This is a genomic window from Asticcacaulis sp. AC402 (genome assembly GCF_000495835.1).
Classification (GTDB): Bacteria; Pseudomonadota; Alphaproteobacteria; order Caulobacterales; family Caulobacteraceae; genus Asticcacaulis.
Genome location: NZ_AWGC01000038.1, coordinates 16659 through 33787, shown reverse-complemented (window position 1 = coordinate 33787; position 17129 = coordinate 16659). Strand labels below are relative to the sequence as shown.

At 60.2% G+C, this 17129-nt stretch carries 13 protein-coding genes; 9 read left to right on the top strand and 4 right to left on the bottom strand.

Features of this window, described 5'->3' with window-relative positions; all coding sequences use genetic code 11:
* Positions 1–15 precede the first annotated feature (15 nt).
* Both ABAC402_RS37090 and ABAC402_RS0120870 read left to right on the top strand, forming a co-directional pair.
* The gene (locus ABAC402_RS37090) at positions 16–1287 is read left to right on the top strand and encodes a DUF5690 family protein (protein ID WP_023450983.1); all 1272 of its coding nucleotides are present in this window, start codon (positions 16–18) and stop codon (positions 1285–1287) included.
* Entirely contained in the window at positions 1284–2906 is a 1623-nt protein-coding gene (locus ABAC402_RS0120870; protein ID WP_023450982.1) for a TauD/TfdA family dioxygenase, read from the top strand. The genes ABAC402_RS37090 and ABAC402_RS0120870 overlap by 4 nt, the downstream gene beginning before the upstream one ends.
* Here ABAC402_RS0120870 and ABAC402_RS0120865 read toward each other — a convergent pair whose 3' ends face one another.
* Positions 2907–3596: a protein tyrosine phosphatase gene (locus tag ABAC402_RS0120865; RefSeq protein ID WP_155847477.1), complete on the bottom strand. Its 690-nt coding sequence runs from the start codon at positions 3594–3596 to the stop codon at positions 2907–2909.
* 151 nt (positions 3597–3747) lie between these two features.
* Here ABAC402_RS0120865 and ABAC402_RS37085 point away from each other — a divergent pair, with 151 nt between their 5' ends.
* From ABAC402_RS37085 to ABAC402_RS39885, 6 genes are all read left to right on the top strand, one after another.
* The gene (locus tag ABAC402_RS37085; protein WP_023450980.1) at positions 3748–5520 is read left to right on the top strand and encodes an ABC transporter ATP-binding protein; all 1773 of its coding nucleotides are present in this window, start codon (positions 3748–3750) and stop codon (positions 5518–5520) included.
* Positions 5517–6227: a lysophospholipid acyltransferase family protein gene (locus ABAC402_RS37080; protein WP_023450979.1), complete on the top strand. Its 711-nt coding sequence runs from the start codon at positions 5517–5519 to the stop codon at positions 6225–6227. The genes ABAC402_RS37085 and ABAC402_RS37080 overlap by 4 nt, the downstream gene beginning before the upstream one ends.
* Positions 6224–7507, top strand: a complete 1284-nt coding sequence (locus tag ABAC402_RS37075) for a 3-deoxy-D-manno-octulosonic acid transferase (protein WP_023450978.1) — start codon at positions 6224–6226, stop codon at positions 7505–7507. The genes ABAC402_RS37080 and ABAC402_RS37075 overlap by 4 nt, the downstream gene beginning before the upstream one ends.
* 134 nt (positions 7508–7641) lie before the next feature.
* A complete protein-coding gene (lpxK, locus tag ABAC402_RS37070) occupies positions 7642–8637 on the top strand; it encodes a tetraacyldisaccharide 4'-kinase (protein ID WP_023450977.1) in 996 nt (331 codons plus the stop codon).
* A 56-nt stretch (positions 8638–8693) separates the two neighbouring features.
* Positions 8694–9725 carry a glycoside hydrolase family 5 protein gene (locus ABAC402_RS37065; RefSeq protein ID WP_082180058.1) on the top strand — a complete coding sequence of 344 codons (1032 nt, stop codon included), beginning with the start codon at positions 8694–8696 and terminating at the stop codon, positions 9723–9725.
* Between the two features lie 560 nt (positions 9726–10285).
* On the top strand, positions 10286–11602 hold the full coding sequence (locus ABAC402_RS39885) for a pilus assembly protein TadG-related protein (RefSeq protein WP_155847476.1): 1317 nt from the start codon (positions 10286–10288) through the stop codon (positions 11600–11602).
* Positions 11603–11882: 280 nt separating this feature from the next.
* Here ABAC402_RS39885 and ABAC402_RS37060 read toward each other — a convergent pair whose 3' ends face one another.
* On the bottom strand, positions 11883–12179 hold the full coding sequence (locus ABAC402_RS37060) for a hypothetical protein (RefSeq protein ID WP_155847475.1): 297 nt from the start codon (positions 12177–12179) through the stop codon (positions 11883–11885).
* A 136-nt stretch (positions 12180–12315) separates the two neighbouring features.
* Here ABAC402_RS37060 and ABAC402_RS37055 point away from each other — a divergent pair, with 136 nt between their 5' ends.
* Complete coding sequence (locus ABAC402_RS37055; RefSeq protein WP_162148542.1) at positions 12316–15807, top strand: calcium-binding protein; 3492 nt, start codon at positions 12316–12318, stop codon at positions 15805–15807.
* A gap of 212 nt (positions 15808–16019) precedes the next feature.
* Here ABAC402_RS37055 and ABAC402_RS37050 read toward each other — a convergent pair whose 3' ends face one another.
* Together ABAC402_RS37050 and ABAC402_RS40360 are read right to left on the bottom strand one after the other, a co-directional pair.
* Positions 16020–16397, bottom strand: a complete 378-nt coding sequence (locus ABAC402_RS37050; protein ID WP_155847473.1) for a hypothetical protein — start codon at positions 16395–16397, stop codon at positions 16020–16022.
* A gap of 123 nt (positions 16398–16520) precedes the next feature.
* A complete protein-coding gene (locus ABAC402_RS40360) occupies positions 16521–16757 on the bottom strand; it encodes a hypothetical protein (protein ID WP_155847472.1) in 237 nt (78 codons plus the stop codon).
* Positions 16758–17129 lie beyond the last annotated feature (372 nt).

The window sequence follows — 17129 nt, the reverse complement described above, 5'->3', positions numbered from 1 at the left end:
TCAAGGAGCCAGGCCATGCCCCGGACCTCTCCCCTGACCCGCTGGCTGAGCCAGGCGCCTCCGGCGATCTTCACCCTCTACGGCGGGCTGATGGCGTTCGGCGCCTATTTCGCCATGTACGCCTTTCGCAAGCCCTTCACCGCCGCCAGCTTCACCGAGGTCGCGGGCTTTGTCGTCGACTACAAGATCGCCCTGGTGATCGCCCAGGTCTTCGGCTACGCGCTCAGCAAGGTGATCGGCATCCGCTTCGTGTCGGAACTGCCGGGCCGGTGGCGGGCAGCCGCCATTCTGGTCCTGATCGCCATAGCTGAACTGGCCCTGGTCGGTTTCGCGACCGTACCGGCGCCCTACAATATCGCCATGCTCTTCCTCAACGGCCTGCCGCTCGGCATGATCTGGGGGCTGGTGTTCGGTTTCCTCGAAGGCCGCCGCACCTCCGAAGTCCTGGGCGCTATTCTGTGCGCCAGCTTTATCGTCGCGTCGGGCGTCGTCAAGTCGGTCGGGGTCTGGCTGATGGCGCAAAATTTTGCCACCGAATTCACCATGCCGGCGGTCACAGGCGCGGTTTTCGCCCCCCTGCTGGTGTTATGCGTCTACGGCCTGACCCAACTTCCGCCACCCACCGCCGCCGACATTGCGGCACGGGTCGAACGCGCCCCCATGGATAAGGCGGCGCGCCAGCGGCTGTTCGCTGCCTATGCGCCGGGATTGCTTGCCCTCATCGCCCTTTATGTCATGCTGACCGCCCTGCGCGACCTGCGCGACAATTTCGCCGCCGAAATCTGGCAAGGCGTCGGCCTGGGCGGCCAGCCGGCCCTGTTCAGCCTGACCGAGATCCCGATTGCCTTTGTCGTCCTGGCGGCCATGGCCGCGCTGGCTGTCGTTCGCGATAACCGCACGGCCATCATGGCCAATCTTGGTCTGATCGGGCTGGGCCTGGTCGTTACGGCGACGTCCAGCCTGGCCTTTCACTTCGGCGCGATCGGCCCGGTTCTGTGGATGATCCTGCTGGGCGCCGGGCTATACCTCGCCTATACGCCCTATAACGGCCTGATGTTCGATCGCCTGGTCGCCGCGACCGGACGCGTCGGCACGGCCGGCTTCCTGATCTATGTCGCCGATTCCAGCGGTTATCTCGGCTCGGTCGCCCTGCTGCTGGTCAAGAATTTCAGCGGCCTGGACCTGCCCTGGGTCGGCTTCATGACGGCCGCCGCCGTCGTCAGCGGCGTCGTCGGCCTGTTTCTGCTCGCCTATGCCGGACGTTACTTTTTCCGCCGTTTCTCATGACCGGCGACCTAAGCTTTACGGCCGACCGCCTTACCGTCATGACGGCGTCAGGTCAGGTCACCCTGGACGCTACAACCCTCTATGACGCCGCACCCTGCCGCTTCGATCCCGTCAGCGGCCAACGCCTTCTTCCGGGCGGTGCCGGCCTCGAACAGCCCGCCCTCACCGCCGCCGACTTCGGCGATGACGGCCTGTGGCTGGTCTTCAACGGCGAAGAGCGCCTGCTTTTTAGCTACGAAGCGCTCGAAGCCCTGGCCTTCGATCCGCCGGCTGCCACGCCGGTTCCCTGGGATCGACGGCACGCTGAAACCCTCATGCCTGTGCCCTACGGGGCTTTCCTGACTGATGACGGCGCCTTGCGCCAGGCCCTCCTTCAGGTGGCCGTCCATGGTTTCGTGCGCCTGGCCGGAGCGCCCGCCCGCGCCGGCGAAATCGAAACCGCCGTCGCCCGCTTCGGTCATATCCGCGAAACCAATTACGGCCGCCTCTTCGATGTCAGGACCAGGCCCTCAGCCGACAATCTGGCCGACACGGCCCTCGCCCTGGAGGTCCACAGCGACAATCCCTACCGCGAGCCTCCGCCAGGCCTGCAAATCCTCCATGCCGTCCAGGCTTCGGCGGCCGGGGGCCAATCGCTGCTCGTCGACGGCCTGGCAGCGGCGGCACGCCTGCGCCGGTCCGATCCGGCGGCTTACAACCTCTTGACTCAGGTCGTCGTGCGCTTTCGCTGGTCAAACCGTGACCACGACCATCGGGCGGAGGCGCCTATTCTGACGTGCGATGCGGACGGCGCGCCGGTAACGATAAGGTACAATCCGCGCGCCTGTCTTGGCCCCGTCGGCGATGCTGCGACACAGCGCGCCTGGCGACAGGCCAATCGGGCGTTTGCCGCCTGCGTCAACGCGCCGGATCTCACCCTGCGCTTCAACTTGGCGCAGGGCGACATGGTGATCATGGACAACAGCCGGGTGCTGCATGGCCGCGACGCCTTCCCTGGCGAGACCGGTGAGCGCTGGCTTCAGGGCGCCTATGCCGACCGCGACGGGCTGATGTCACGCTTGCGCGTACTGACCCGCCGCCACGCCGAGCGGGTTGTGGACGATGTCGCGGCGCTTTTTGACTCGCCGGCCTGCGATCAGACCTATGGCGAAGCCCTGAGCCTGCGCGATCACCTGCTGCAGACAGCCCAGTCCGTGCGCCAGAATGGCGGATCACCCAGCCTGATCGCTGCCGCCCTGCTGCACGATCTCGGTTGGCTCGAAACGCAAGGCGCCCATGAAAAAAGCGGCGCCGAGCTTCTGCAGCCATTCTTTGGCGCTGCCGTGAGCGAACCGGTAAGGCTTCACGTCTTAGCCAAGCGTTGGCTGGTCACAACCTCGCCCGAATATCTCGAATTGTTGTCGCCAGCTTCCATAGCAACGCTTCGGCAACAGGGTGGGACGCTGACCGAAGACGGGTGTCGCGACTTCGAGGCCGAGCCATGGTTTGACGACGCCGTCTTCCTCCGCCGCGCGGAAGATGAGTCCAAGATACCCGGTGCCGCCTGCCTGAACTTCGCCGCCCACCGTCCGCTCTTATTGCGCCTGGCGGCCCGGCACAGCCTCCTTGCCGAGGCATAGTTATTCCCGGCGTAGCAATTTCTCGGTTATCAGCGTCCCCCACCACGAGGCGGTGAAATTGGCCTTGATCGCCACCGGATCGTAGTCCGGCGACTGGGTCCAGTCATAAAAGCCGATGCTTTTCGGGGCCACGTCGCGCAGATAGACCTCAAACAGATGGTCCAGCACCCCCGTCATGCCTGACTTCATGTGCAGGTACTTGAACGACAACTGCTGCGCCGCCACTTCGATCGGTTGGTTGAGATGGAAATGGCAGTACAGTACGCTCATCATCCCGGCCCGGTCGGCGCCGGACTTGCAATGCAGCAGGGCCGGATACTGGATGCGCCCGAACAGAGCTTTGGCGTCGTGGAATTCCTGTTTCGTCGGGAGTGACCGCGAGGTCAGCCCGAAATCCTCCAGGATCAGGCCCAGCTTGTCGCAAGCGTGCTTTTCCAAATAGTAGAAGGAGCCCTTGCCGCCGCGCAGATTGATGACGGTCTTGACGCCCTTCTTTTTCCACTGCGCCAGTTGGAATGGCCACGGCTGGTTGGTGCGCACCATGTCCGGCCCGATCCAGTGGGCATTGGTAAAGCCCAGACGCAGGTAAGCGTGGTCCGCCCACAGGAAATGCATACGCGTCCAGAAGCGGTTCCACACCGTGTCGGTCGCAAACGGTTTGGCGTGAATTTTCTTGGGGAACAGCTTCAAAAACGTGGGTCCGGTTAACACATAAAGACGCGACAGGCCTTGGGGAATGCCTATATAACGGCGCGGAGACAATTTGCCAGAGCCAAACTTACCATTGCCAACTATGCCGCCAGCCCCCGTTCCCGCCGCCGAAATGAGCCAGAGTGCGCTCATGACCCGGGTATGGACCCAGTATCTCGCGCCGCACAAGGCCCGTCTGGGCTTCGCCGTCGTCTGCGCCGCCATTGTCGCCGCCATGACCGTGGTGATGACGAAATGGCTGGAACCCTCGGTCAATTTGCTCTTCGGTATCCCGGAAGGGACCGGGAACCTGCCCGCCTTTATCCTGGCCCAGCCCCTGTTCTGGGTGCCCGCCGTCATCGCCGCCGCCGCCCTGGTCCGCTTCGTCGCCCAGCGCGGCCTGACAACCACGCTGAACCTGGTCGGCAACGGCCTGGTCGGCAATATCCAGGCTCAGCTGTTCTCGCGTCTGGTCCATGCCGATCTCGGCCGGCTCCAAAAGACGCATTCAGGGCAATATCTGTCGTCCGTTCTCTATGACGCCGACCTGGTGCGCGAAGCGGCCTCCACCGGCCTGGTCAACTATATCCAGGCCGCCCTGATCGTGGCGGGCAGCCTCTACGCCATGTTCACCCTCGACTGGCCGATGACCCTGGCCGTCCTGCTCGCCGGGCCGGTGATCGGCGCCGTCATGTCGCGCTATCTCAAGCAAACGCGCAAGGCCGCCCAGGGCGCCATGGACGAGACCTCGTCGCTGTCGACCGCCATCATGGAAAGCCTGGATGGCATTCGCATCGTCAAGGTCGCTAACCAGGAAGCCTTCGAAGAAAACCGCGTCCGGACGGTCATCGACCGCCGCCAGGGCCACCTGGTCAAGGGTGCCAATGCCCGCTCCATGGCGGCGCCGGCAACCGAAGTCCTGACCGGCTTCCTTCTGGCCGGCCTCATCGCCTATGTCGGCTGGCGCGCCCAAGCGGGCGCCATGACCGCCGGCAGCTTCTTCGCCTTCCTGGTCGCCCTGTTGACCGCTGGCCAGGGCCTGCGGCAACTGGCCGGTTTGCAGGGCACGATCAGCGTCGGCATCACCGCTGCACGCCGGCTGTTTGCCGCCCTCGATATCGAGCCCGAAATCAACGACAAGGCCGGCATGGCCGACTTGCCGCGCGACTTCCAGACCATAACCTTCGACGCGGCAGGGTTCGCCTACGGCGACACGCCCGTGCTGCGCGACATCAGCTTTACAGCCTGGGCCGGGGCCAGCGTCGCCCTGGTCGGGCCGTCGGGCTCGGGTAAATCGACCCTGCTCAACCTGCTGCCGCGCTTTTTCGACCTGAGTGACGGCGATATCCGCTTCGACGGCCTCAGCCATCGTGACCTGTCGCTGACAAGCTTGCGCAGCCGCATTGCCCTGGTTACCCAGGATCCCTTCCTGTTCGATGACACCATTCGTGCCAATATTGCCTATGGCAATGGCAACCCCAGCGACGACGATATCCGCCGCGCCGCCCGCGACGCCGCCGCCGACGACTTCATCGAAGCCCTGCCCGACGGCTATGACACCCGCGCGGGTGAAGCCGGCTCACGCCTGTCGGGCGGCCAGAAGCAGCGCATCGCCATTGCCCGGGCCTTCCTGAAAGATGCGCCCCTGTTGTTGCTCGACGAGGCCACTTCGGCGCTCGACACCCAGTCCGAGGTCAAGGTCCAGGAGGCCCTGGAGCGCTTGATGAAGGGCCGGACGACCTTTGTCGTCGCCCATCGCCTGTCGACCGTGCGCCACGCCGATCAGATTCTGGTGCTGGACAAGGGCGAGATCGTCGAGCGCGGCACGCACGAAGCCCTGGTGAAGGCCGGTGGCCTCTATGCCGAACTGGCTGCCCATCAGTTCAGCGACACCCCGGCCCCCGAAACGGTGACCGCATCATGATCGACAAGAAACAAGTGACACAAAAGCTCTGGCTGCGCAGCCTGATCGCCGATGTGCTGATCGCCTATCTGCGTTTTTGCTATGCCACGACCAAATGGCAGGTCGAGGGCGATACCGAGATCAAACAGGTCTGGGCCTCAAAGCAGCCGGTGGTGCTGATGTTCTGGCACGAGCGCCTGCACCTGGGCCATGCCAGCTGGCCGACGGTCGACGCCCAGCCAGTGGCCGTCCTCAGCTCGCAATCCAAGTTCGGCGACGTCATTGCCAAGGTCAATACCGCCTTCGGCCGCCACTCAATCCGCGGTTCCAAGGCCAAGAAGTCCGACCCGTCCAAGAACAAGGGCGGCGCCCAGGCGTTTCGTGACCTGCTGCGCTGGCTCAAGAGCGGCAACTGCGCCGCCACCACCCCCGATGGCCCGCGCGGTCCACGCCGGGTGATGACCGAAGGCTCGCTGAAGATGTCGCAGGTGACCGGCGCTGTCATGGTGTGTCTCGGCCAATCCACCAGGAACCAGATCCGGCTCGACACCTGGGACCGGATGCGCATCCCCCTGCCCTTCTCACGCGGCGCCATGGTGTGGAAGGTGCTGCCGGCCATCCCTGCCGACATTGACGCCGACGCCTTTGAACGCCTGCGTCTCGACATCGAGAGCGAACTGAGTGCGGTCACCGACCGCGCCGACTCCCTGGTGGGCGCGTCGGCATGACGGTCCCGCTCAAGCTGTACCGGCACCTGATGGGGATCATGCATGGCTTCGCACCCGGCCTGCTCAAAAAACGCGCGGCCAGGGGCAAGGAAGACCCGCAACGCCTGACCGAGCGGCTGGGCCGGGCTGGCATGGCACGGCCGGATGGCCCGCTGGTCTGGTTCCATGGCGTCAGCGTCGGCGAAAGCGTGTCGGCCCTGCCGGTTATCACCCGTTTGCTGGCGGCGCGCCCCGACATCCAGGTCCTGGTGACGACAGCCACCACTACCTCAGCCGAAATCCTGGCAAATCGTCTCCCCGCCGGGGTGATCCATCACTTTGTCCCGATCGATACCCCCCAGGCCGTGACCGCCTTTCTCGACCACTGGCGCCCAAGTCTGGCCGTCTTCATCGAAAGCGATATCTGGCCGACATTATTGAGCGGGCTGTCGGCGCGGTCGATTGCCCACGCCCTGCTGAGTGCCCGCATCACCGAAAAAACCTTCCGCGGCTGGCAGGCCTTTCCGAAAACCATGAAGCGTCTGTTGTCCGGTTACAGCCTGGTCATGGCCCAGGACGGCCCCAGCGAAGACCGCCTGACGCGCATGGGCGCTACCGTCGGTGCCCGCGCCAATCTCAAGACCCTGGGCGAGGCCCTGCCGGTCAACGCAGCGACCCTGGCCGATATGCGGTCGGTCTTCGGCACGCGCCGGGTGATTGTCGCCGCCAGCACCCATTACGGTGAAGACTCGCTTATTTCCAAAATATTGGAACCGTATATCCGCGAAGGCGATCTGCTGGTCCTGGTGCCACGCCACCCGATCAAGGCTGGCGAGATCCAGCTCGACATCGAATCTTTGGGCCTGAGCGTCGCCCGACGCGCCCTCAAAGATCCGGTGACCGGGACCACCCAGGTTTACCTGGCTGATACCCTGGGCGAACTGGGCCTGTGGTTCAGCCTCGCCGATATCGTGGTGATGGGCGGCAGTTTCCTGACCGGTATCGGCGGCCACAACCCTTTGGAAGCCGCGCGCCTGGGCAAGAGCGTGATCACCGGCCCGGACATCAGCAACTGGGACGGCATTTTTGGCGATCTGATCGACGCCGGCGCGGCCTTCCGGGTCCAGGGCGTCCAGGAACTGGGCTTTATGGTCGGGCAACTGCGCGACCATCCGGAAGCGATCACCGCCGCCGACCAGGCCGCGCTCGACATCAGCCGCCGCGAAGCCGGCACCCTGGACACTGTCTGGCAGGCGCTGGAACCGCTACTTCCCGCTGACGTTAAGGGGAACCGCGAATGAACGCGAATGAACGCGAATATTCGCCGCCGAAGGCGGCCCTTAAGAGGGCATACTTTGCGATAAGTCGAAGTTTTATTCGCGTTCATTCGCGTTCATTCGCGGTTCCAAACCTTTTTCTCGGCCGAACCTGACGCATGGCGATCAAAACCCCCGACTGGTGGTACCGCAAAAACGCCCAGGGCGCGCCATGGTGGCGCCCGGCGCTATGGCCGCTGTCGCGCCTGTGGCTGGCGGTCAATGCCAGCAAAGCCTCAAACGCCAAACCCTACCGCTCGTCGCTCAAAGTCATCAGCATCGGCAATGTCACGCTCGGCGGTTCCGGCAAAACGCCCGTCGCCGACGAGATCCTGCGCCGGCTCAACACGGCCGTCGGCCTGTCGCGCGGCCATGGCGGCAGCCTCCCCGGGCCCGTCCTGGTCAACCCGCAAACCCATGACGCAGCCCAGGTCGGGGACGAGCCCCTGATGCTGGCGCAACGCCACACCTTCTGGATTGCCCGCGACCGTGCCGCAGCCCTGCGCGCCATCGAAGCCACCGACGCCACCACCGTCGTGGTCGACGATGCCCATCAAAACCTGACCATAGCCAAGGATGTTCATATCCTGGTGGTCGATGGCGACACGCGCGATGGCGCCTGGCCGTTCGGCGACGGCGGCATCTGCCCCTACGGCCCCCTGCGCGAGCCCCTGGCCCAGGGCCTGGCTCGCGCCGACCTGGTCGTCCTGTGGATGCCGGACGATTTCATACCCGCGCCCGACCTGCTGGCCCTGTTCGCGGACAAACCCGTCTTCGTCGCCCGCCTGACGGCGCAAAAACCGGCGATCGACGGCCCGCTCCTCGCCTTTGCCGGCATCGCCAAACCGTGGAAGTTCGAGGCGACCCTGCGCAATCTGGGCTGCGACCTTGCCGGAATGACGGCCTTCGGCGACCACGAGCCCTTCAGCGACGGCCAACTGGAGGCCTTGCAATCCGAAGCTTCGCGGTTGAACGCCCGACTGATCACCACAGAGAAGGATTGGATTCGGCTTAGTCCGTCCTGGCGGGATCAGGTCACCTACCTTCCCATCCGAGCCGGCTTCGAAGACGAATCCGGTTTTGCCGCCGTTGTAACACAACACCTGAGCGCTTGAATTCCTGATCTTGAGCCGATAGGCTTGCGGCAAAATGATAGTGTCGGGAGATGATTATGTTGCGTTTGATATTGGCCGCATTGATGGTGCTGGGCCTGTTGGCGGGCCCCGCCACGGCAGGCAGTTTCACACCCATCTCCGCCGAAGATCAGACCACCCGGATGGGCCGCGGCGTCAACATCATTGGCTACGATCCCTACTGGCAGGACGGCGGTAAAGGCAATTACGAAGACCGCCACTTCAAGGCCATCAAGGACGCCGGCTTCTCCACCGTCCGCGTCGTGCTGTTCACCTTCCCGCACATGGACGCCCAGAACCAGATCAGCGAAACCTGGCTCAAGAAACTCGACTGGGTCGTCGACACCGCGTTGAAACACGACCTCAACGTCATCCTCGACGAACATGATTTTACCGACTGCTCCAGGGACGCCGCCGTCTGCGAAACCAAGCTGACCGCCGTATGGCGCCAGATCGCCCCGCGCTACCAGGACCGCTCAAACCGCGTAATCTTCGAGATTCTCAACGAACCGCACGACAAGCTGGACGCCGCCACCTGGAACGCCCTGTTCCCGAAGGTACTCGCGGTCATTCGCGCCACCAACCCGCAGCGCAATGTCATCCTGGGCGGCACGCAATGGAACTCGCGCAACACCCTCAAGGACCTGAAGCTGCCGGACAATGACCTCCACCTGATCGCGACCTTCCACTACTACGATCCTTTCAACTTCACCCACCAGGGCGCGTCGTGGGCGCCACCGGAAATCACCGCTTTGAAAGGCCTGACCTGGGGTAGTGACGCCCAGCGGGCCCAGATCGACGCCGATTTCGACGCGGTCAAGGCCTGGTCGGACGCCAACAAGCGCCCGATCCTGCTGGGCGAGTTCGGCGCCTATGACAAGGCGCCCCTGGAAAGCCGTATCGTCTGGACGGACGCCGTCACCCGCGCCGCCGAGAAACGCGGCTTTGCCTGGACCTACTGGCAGTTTTCGAGCGACTTCATCGTCTGGGATTTCGCAAACGACGATTGGAATCGCCCCATCCTCGGCGCGCTCATTCCCGACTCGCCGGCCCTGTCGGGCAAGCCTTAATCTCATCCGGCCATTTCAACCGTCCGGGCCAGCACAGCGATGAACCCATCCAGCGGCGGCAGAAGCGTCTGATCGTCGCCAATAACGTCATGGACGGCGCATGCCAGGTTTAAAACCTCGGGCAGGCCCTACATCGCGCCTATTCCCATATGGAGAAACGCCCAGTGACGATAAATGACTCCGGCTGCTTTTCCAGACCCTTTTCGACCTTCGACATAGACCGTCCTTTGCAACCAGTCCCAAGACCCGTCCCAGGACTACACAGAAGACTGCAGGTAACGAAGAGTCAAATGCCGTCGCAAGGCGGGCCCAGCCGTAGGGTTACCGAATTTTTACCTTTAAGTTGGAAAGTCGGCAGGCGTTGTAAGTAATCGTCCAGCCTCACCTGTTCAGTACGAGTTTTGCAGGGTGTTTAGATAATTGAGATAGCCGCCCGATGTGTCTTCAGGTCGTTCCCCCTGAATCAACTTCGCAAGCTTTTTATAAGAAGTAGGCGCGAAGATGGCTATTTTTTGCGCGGAGAGCGCCTATCCCTTGATTTTTCTACAAGGAGTTAATTATTGGATAGAGAAACAGACGTATTCAAGATGTCGTCAAAACGAATAATGTCGATTTGGCATTTCGTCAAAAGTACATCCGCTAGCTCCGCGATTATATACGCACTAAGCGCACCTATTGTAATTGCTGCCGTCGGGGTTGCTATAGACTTATCTAACTCTCTGAACCGAAAATTTGATATACAGCAAGCGCTGGATGCAGCGGTTCTGGCTGCTGCGGGAAATACTGGTACAGATGCGGCTAAGCTTGGCGCCGCAAAGTCGAGTTTTTCTTCCAATACCAAAGTAGCAAAATACAAAATCGCGTCACCGACCTTTACACATGATGCGTCAAACATGCGCGTGGATGGAAGCGTAATAATTGAGCCATCAAGCTTCTTTTTATCCCTTCTCGACATCAAAGAAAACGATATAAATGTGGAATCGTCGGCAGCCTATTTCGACGTTCCCGTGATCCCTTGCATCCTAGCTCTTGATCCTTTATCTGCTAGCTCACTTACACTCAACAATAAAAGAGGCCCGCTATTGTATAGTGGTCCTGGATTTTCCGCTACCAAATGTAGCGTTCACGTTAATTCAAGTTCCGCTCTTGCTATAAAAGTGAAGGAAAGTTCCGGCTATGCCTTTCAACGAGTTTGCAATTTTGGGGGCGTAACAGGGCTGTCGGCCACGTTGACCCCTGCTCCAGACGCCAAATGCAAAGAGAGAGTGCCTGATCCATTTGTAGATAAGAAATTTCCTCTAGTATCTGGCATTTGTACTACGCCTTCTTTCGTCTCCTCTGGCGGCGAATTGAAAGCCAAACCAGGTAGATACTGCAAAGGATTTAGCGTCAGTTCCTCTATGCGCTTAAAGCTAGAACCGGGCGTATACTTTGTGGAGGGGGGTGGAGTTTCATTGACCTCCTCGGCTGGAATAGACGCGCAAGGCGTTACAATTATTATGCAGCCGGGTGCCGGTCCTGTATCTATATTGTCGGCTGGTTTAATGACATTGACAGCGCCAACTAATGGAGAAACAGAAAATTTTCTGCTAATCGATAGGTCAGGCTCTCGCAATAGTCACGTAATAAAATCAAGTTTAAGAGACGGATCGAAGAGTAACGTAGACGGGATAATATATGCTCCGCAGGACGACGTTTTAATGTGGTGGGAACGAGTGGGTACTGGTTCTGGAGAGCAACCCCTCTATTGGAAAAATTTCGGTATTGTCGCAAACAAGATAGACCTTCACGGCTATAATCAGATATTTGTAGAGCCAAATAAGTATGCCAAAAGCAGCGGGGCAGCGTCCGCTCGCGGAGCGCGACTTATTCAGTAGTACTTGTATTGTGAGAGCTTCGCGTAACGGCTCATCACTCGCATCGGCTCAATTTTCGGTATTTTTTTGGCGCTCCGCCTGGCCCATACCGAATCTCCATAAATCAACCCAAGCAAGGTCGCCTGTTGTACTTGATTATGGAACCCGCCCCCTCAAAGGGGTCACACTCGATTACGGCGCCGGTATCGAACCCTATCGGCCGCCAATGTCTACCTCGAATTACGGTGACAGCCTATTAAGTGCAGAATTTCCAACAACCACAACACTGTCCGACACGCCTTCACGCGCCCCCCTCGTCACCGCTCGGTGCCTCATGGCGCCCGCGCGTGTCATCGTCAAATTCCCCAGGCGGCGGTGTCTGGTCAGGTTGGATGTACTTAACAACCGGGATCGAACAGGGTTCATCCACCGCCGCGGCGCGGCGCTTCGATGACCCCGCCCACGTCCGCAATATGGCTTTTGCCGCCCCCAGCCGCACGCGCTCCGAGCCATAGTCCATCAGACGCGCCAAAGCCTTCACCGCCCGCGCGCCATAATCCGGCTCGGACGTCGGCCGTTTAGCACCAGACCGGGACATCGGCAGCGCCTCTGGTGCCATGCTTCGCTTGCCTGTCGATTTGGCCAGCCATCGCGTTCGCGCCGACCGCGTCCGCTGCATATGCGTCTCCTCATTGAAACCCGAAAGGCTCAGCTTGTTCGCCTGGGCGGTCAGGGTGTCCGCGGTTTTTATGGACGCTTTACTAATTGCAGAATTAATTTCTGACGTAGACTATGGCGATCACAAAGAGATTGCGGAACGTGCGGGCTTGGTTACGATAGGGGCCAGAAATCAGGGGGAGTACATGGTCAAACCATCCGGCACTAAAAATGGAAAATCAGCAATCGCTGTGTTGCTGGAAGCCGTTGCGCCCCTGTCGCCTGTGGATGAAAGCCAGTCGCAAGCCGTTTTCAACCTGCGACAAGCCGTCTACACCGGTGGGCCAGGCGACGACACCTATGTCGGAGGAACTGAGAGCGACGATCTTAGCGGTGAAGACGGCAATGATAGCCTCTCCGGAGGTGACGGCAGAGATAGCCTCAGCGGCGGAGCCGGTGCCGATACCCTGCTGGGAGAGGCTGGTCAGGATGAAATTTATGGCGGTGCCGGGAATGATTCTCTCAATGGCGGATATGGTGCCGACTATGTCTACGCTGGTGATGGTGATGATGTAATCGGCGAAATCACAGGCTACGCTTGGGGTGGAGCCGGAAACGATTCCATTTCCGGGGGACATTTCTGGCAATATTACGACGGCGAAGCCGGCAACGATTCGATAAGTGGCGGTTCGGGAAACGGTACCCTCATCGGTGGTGAAGGGGATGACTTTGTTTCCGGCGGAACCGCCAACGATTTCCTGATGGGCGGCGCCGGCAACGACACACTTTATGGCCAAGGCGGTAATGCCGATATTGTCAGCTATGCCGATGCTGCAAGCGGAGTCACTGTCAATCTGTCAAATTCCCTGGCTCAGAATACGGTTGGCTCCGGAACGGACATTGTTTTCCAGATCGAACAGATTATCGGGTCAGCCTTCGGTGATTCCCTCAGCGGCAGCAGTGCAGCCAACCGGTTCGACGGGGGACTGGGCAATGACACACTCACCGGTCGGAAAGGTAATGACAGCTACGTCGTCGACAGCGCGGGTGACGTTGTCATCGAGGTGGCAGATGGCGGCGGCGACCTGGTCGAATCAGCCATAAGCTTCATCCTGACACCACACTTGGAGCACCTGTTACTCACCGGAGATTCCGATCTGGAGGCCACGGGCAATAGCGCAAACAACAACCTTACGGGAAACGCTGGCGACAACCGACTGATCGGGCTTGACGGAAATGACCGGCTCGATGGTGCTGGCGGCGCTGATACCCTGACAGGCGGCCTCGGTGATGACACTTACGTGTACGATGTCGCCGATGACGTGCTGATCGAGCTTCCCGGAGAGGGAAAGGATACGGTGATTGTGTCCTACAGCCATGTCCTTGAAGACGCTTTCGAAGGCTTGACGCTTTCGGGAGTGGCCAACTTAGACGGCTCAGGGAACGCGTTGAACAACAGTCTGGACGGTAATTCAGGTGCCAATAAACTGTCCGGTGAGGATGGAAACGACATCATTTTCGGACGAGATGGGAATGATACGCTCCACGGGGGCAGCGGCAATGATACGCTTTACGGCGATTATGTAAGCTCATTATCAAACCTTGGCGGGTCTGATGTTATCTATGGTGATGACGGCGACGACTCCGTGTTCGGCGGCAAATTCGACACGGTCTATGGCGGTCAAGGCAATGACTTCGTTTTCGCGGGCGGTAACCTTTATGGGGAAGACGGAAACGACCGGCTGACTTCGTTCGGTTCGAGCTCCGGAGTCCCGTTTTTCCCCACCTATACCTATGTGTCGGGTGGCGAAGGCAACGACACCCTCAGTGTCGAGTTCTATGTCAACGATGGCAGTGTAATTCTAGATGGCAATGCTGGCGCCGACATGCTGACGGGCGGCGGTGGCGGTGACCAGATGCTTGGGGGTGCCGGTGACGACTCTATCGTGGGCAACGACGGGGCTGATTGGCTGACGGGAGGTGCAGGCGACGATATCATCGATGCCGGATTTGGCAATGATTCCGTCGAAGGTGGCGATGGCCACGATGCAATGGCGGGCGGTGCCGGCAATGACAGCTTCACAGTCGAGTCGCTTGGTGATCAGGTCGTGGAGAGTGCAGGACGCGGGACGGACCAGATCTCGTCCAATATCAGCCTAACGCTGTTCGCAAACGTTGAAAACTTGATCCTGCTGGGAAGCGAAGATCTGAACGGCGGCGGTAACAACCTTGGCAACGCCATTAAAGGTAATGACGGAGATAATCTTATCGACGGTAGCGGTGGCAGCGACACGCTTACTGGTCGGCTCGGTGATGACACCTACGTCGTTGACGCTACTGGAGACAAAATCATCGAAGCCGAGGAAGCAGGATATGATGTGGTCCGTGCTTCTGTCAGCTTTAGCTTGACCGCCTATGTTGAAAATCTGGAGCTAACTGGCACGGCGGCCATCAGCGGGACTGGCAACGTCCATAACAACGGCCTGCGCGGGAACTCCGCAGGCAATGTTCTGGACGGTGGCGCTGGTACCGACACCCTTATCGGCGGGGTTGGCGATGATACCTATCATATCGACTCGTCAGGTGATCTTGTCATAGAACTGGCCGGGGAAGGGCGGGATCTGGTTTACGCTTCGATAAGCTATTCGCTGGCCAACCGCGTTGTCGAAGACCTGTTTCTGACGGGATCTGCAGACATTGATGCGACAGGCAACACCCTCGGAAACCGTTTGACAGGTAACTCGGGCCATAATCTCCTGGCGGCGGGGGGGGGCAAAGACGTACTTTCAGGTGGGGCTGGCGCAGACACTCTGGCAGGGGGCGCCGGCGATGACACTTACTCTGTCGATGATGCCGACGATGTGGTCGTGGAAGTCGCCGGCGAAGGCCATGATCATGTCCTTTCGGATGTAAATTTTGAGCTGACTGGACTCCAAGTTGAAGTCCTGACTCTCGGCGGCAGCGACTCCATAGACGGTAGCGGAAACAGTCTCGCCAACCTGTTGACAGGTAATGGCAATAGCAACCATTTGATGGGGTGGGCCGGCCATGATCGCCTGGACGGCGGGCAGGGTGCAGACCGGTTAATGGGCGGGACAGGTAATGATACCTATGTTGTCGACCTACCCGAAGATCAAATTGTGGAAGACGCAGGAGGCGGGCGTGATCTGGTTGAATCTTCCATAAGCTTCCTTCTGGGTGGCTTTGTCGAGGATCTGACTCTCACGGGTACTGCTAGTATTGACGCGACGGGCAACGGTATCGGGAACGTAATTGTTGGAAATAATGGCAACAACGTGTTGAATGGCGGGGGTGGGTGGGATCGATTGACGGGAGGTCTTGGTGCGGACCTGTTTCTGTTCGCTAAAGCCAGTGGACGGGATATCATCGTCGATTTCAACGCTGAGCAGAACGACAAGATCGACATTCATGCTTATACTAACGGCGTATCTGAAGGAAGCTGGGTCGTTCAGGCGGGAGGTGACGTGGTAATCAATCTGGGTAGGGGGCACAGAATCACTGTGTTGGACGCTGATAGGATCGATATTCTTGATCACATCGTATGGTGATCCCGAACTAAAACCTACCCCGCGCAGCCTTCACTTGCCGGAACGTCCACCGATTTCAGCAGTTTTCGTGTTGCACTTGATTATGCCCCCCCCCTCAACTAAACAAATAGGTCAGACTCGATTACGGCGCCGGTATCGAACCCTATCGGCCGCCGATGTCTAGGATGCGATGACAGCCTATGCCAACAACCCCAACCTTGTCCGACACGCCTTCACGAGCCACCCTCGTCAACGCTCGGGGCCTGACACCGCCCCCACGTGTCATCGTCAAATTCCCCAGGCGGCGGTGTCTGGCCAGGTTGGATGTACTTAACAACCGGGATCGTACAGGGTTCATCCACTACCGCGGCGCGGCGCTTCGATGCCCCCGCCCACGTCCGCAATATGGCTTTTGCCGCCCCCAGCCGCACGCGCTCCGAGCCATAGTCCATCAGACGCGCCAAAGCCTTCATTGCCCGCACGCCATACTCCGGCTCAGAGGTCGGCCGTTTCGCACCCGACCGCGACATCGGCAGCGCCTCTGGTGCCATGCTTCGCTTGCCTGTCGATTTGGCCAGCCATCGCGTTCGCGCCGGCCGTGTCCGCAGCATATCCGTCCCCTCATTGAAACCCGAATGGCTCAGCTTATTCGCCTGAGCGGTCAGGGTGTCCGGCGCGCGCCCGCACGACCGGTCCTGCCTACGTCGTCTTGTCCACCAAAAGGCGCTTGCCGCTCAGACGGAGCCATAACCGAGTTGCAAAATAGCTTTCGCCGCCGCTACCCGCACCGGCTCAGAACCGTGCTTCATCAGACGGACCAGAACGTCCACGGCGCGCGCGCCATAGTCCGGAGCCGGTGCCGGCAGCCTGGCACCGTACCGCGAACTCGGCAAGCCCTCCGCCGCCTCGCCGCCCGTCCGCGCGGACCTGGCGACCAGCCAGATTCGTACCCGCTTCTTGCGCTGTATCATTGTCCAATCGCCCCTCTCAAAATGAAAAGGGGCGGCCTTATCTAATTCGACCGGAACATCAAGGCGGTCAGAACAAAAACTTCGCGTCTTCGCGCCTTCGCGTGAGACTTTTCCTGCCTCACCGGCTGAGACCGCCATGACAAGAGAATTTCACGCGAAGGCGCGAAGACGCGAAGAAGAAACCGGGGCGCCTGGAGCGCATCCCAAGACGTGTAACGCACCGCTCGGGCGTTCCCGCTGTTGGATTAAGATGGGCGTAAAAACAAAAGCTTAGAGTGAGATGGCGACACCACCTAAAGTCATCCCGCTCTAAAGCGCGCGCCACGCGATATCTGTCCGACAGAACCCGCGCCAGGCTCGGTACAACGGCAC

What these genes read in the sequence shown, in the direction of transcription:
- ABAC402_RS40360 (WP_155847472.1), bottom strand. Translation starts at nt 16,757, where the DNA reads ATGATACAGCGCAAGAAGCGGGTACGAATCTGGCTGGTCGCCAGGTCC.
- lpxK (WP_023450977.1), top strand. Translation starts at nt 7,642, where the DNA reads ATGGCGATCAAAACCCCCGACTGGTGGTACCGCAAAAACGCCCAGGGC.
- ABAC402_RS37075 (WP_023450978.1), top strand. Translation starts at nt 6,224, where the DNA reads ATGACGGTCCCGCTCAAGCTGTACCGGCACCTGATGGGGATCATGCAT.
- ABAC402_RS37065 (WP_082180058.1), top strand. Translation starts at nt 8,694, where the DNA reads ATGTTGCGTTTGATATTGGCCGCATTGATGGTGCTGGGCCTGTTGGCG.
- ABAC402_RS37080 (WP_023450979.1), top strand. Translation starts at nt 5,517, where the DNA reads ATGATCGACAAGAAACAAGTGACACAAAAGCTCTGGCTGCGCAGCCTG.
- ABAC402_RS37050 (WP_155847473.1), bottom strand. Translation starts at nt 16,397, where the DNA reads ATGCTGCGGACACGGCCGGCGCGAACGCGATGGCTGGCCAAATCGACA.
- ABAC402_RS37085 (WP_023450980.1), top strand. Translation starts at nt 3,748, where the DNA reads ATGACCCGGGTATGGACCCAGTATCTCGCGCCGCACAAGGCCCGTCTG.
- ABAC402_RS0120870 (WP_023450982.1), top strand. Translation starts at nt 1,284, where the DNA reads ATGACCGGCGACCTAAGCTTTACGGCCGACCGCCTTACCGTCATGACG.
- ABAC402_RS37090 (WP_023450983.1), top strand. Translation starts at nt 16, where the DNA reads ATGCCCCGGACCTCTCCCCTGACCCGCTGGCTGAGCCAGGCGCCTCCG.
- ABAC402_RS37060 (WP_155847475.1), bottom strand. Translation starts at nt 12,179, where the DNA reads ATGTCCCGGTCTGGTGCTAAACGGCCGACGTCCGAGCCGGATTATGGC.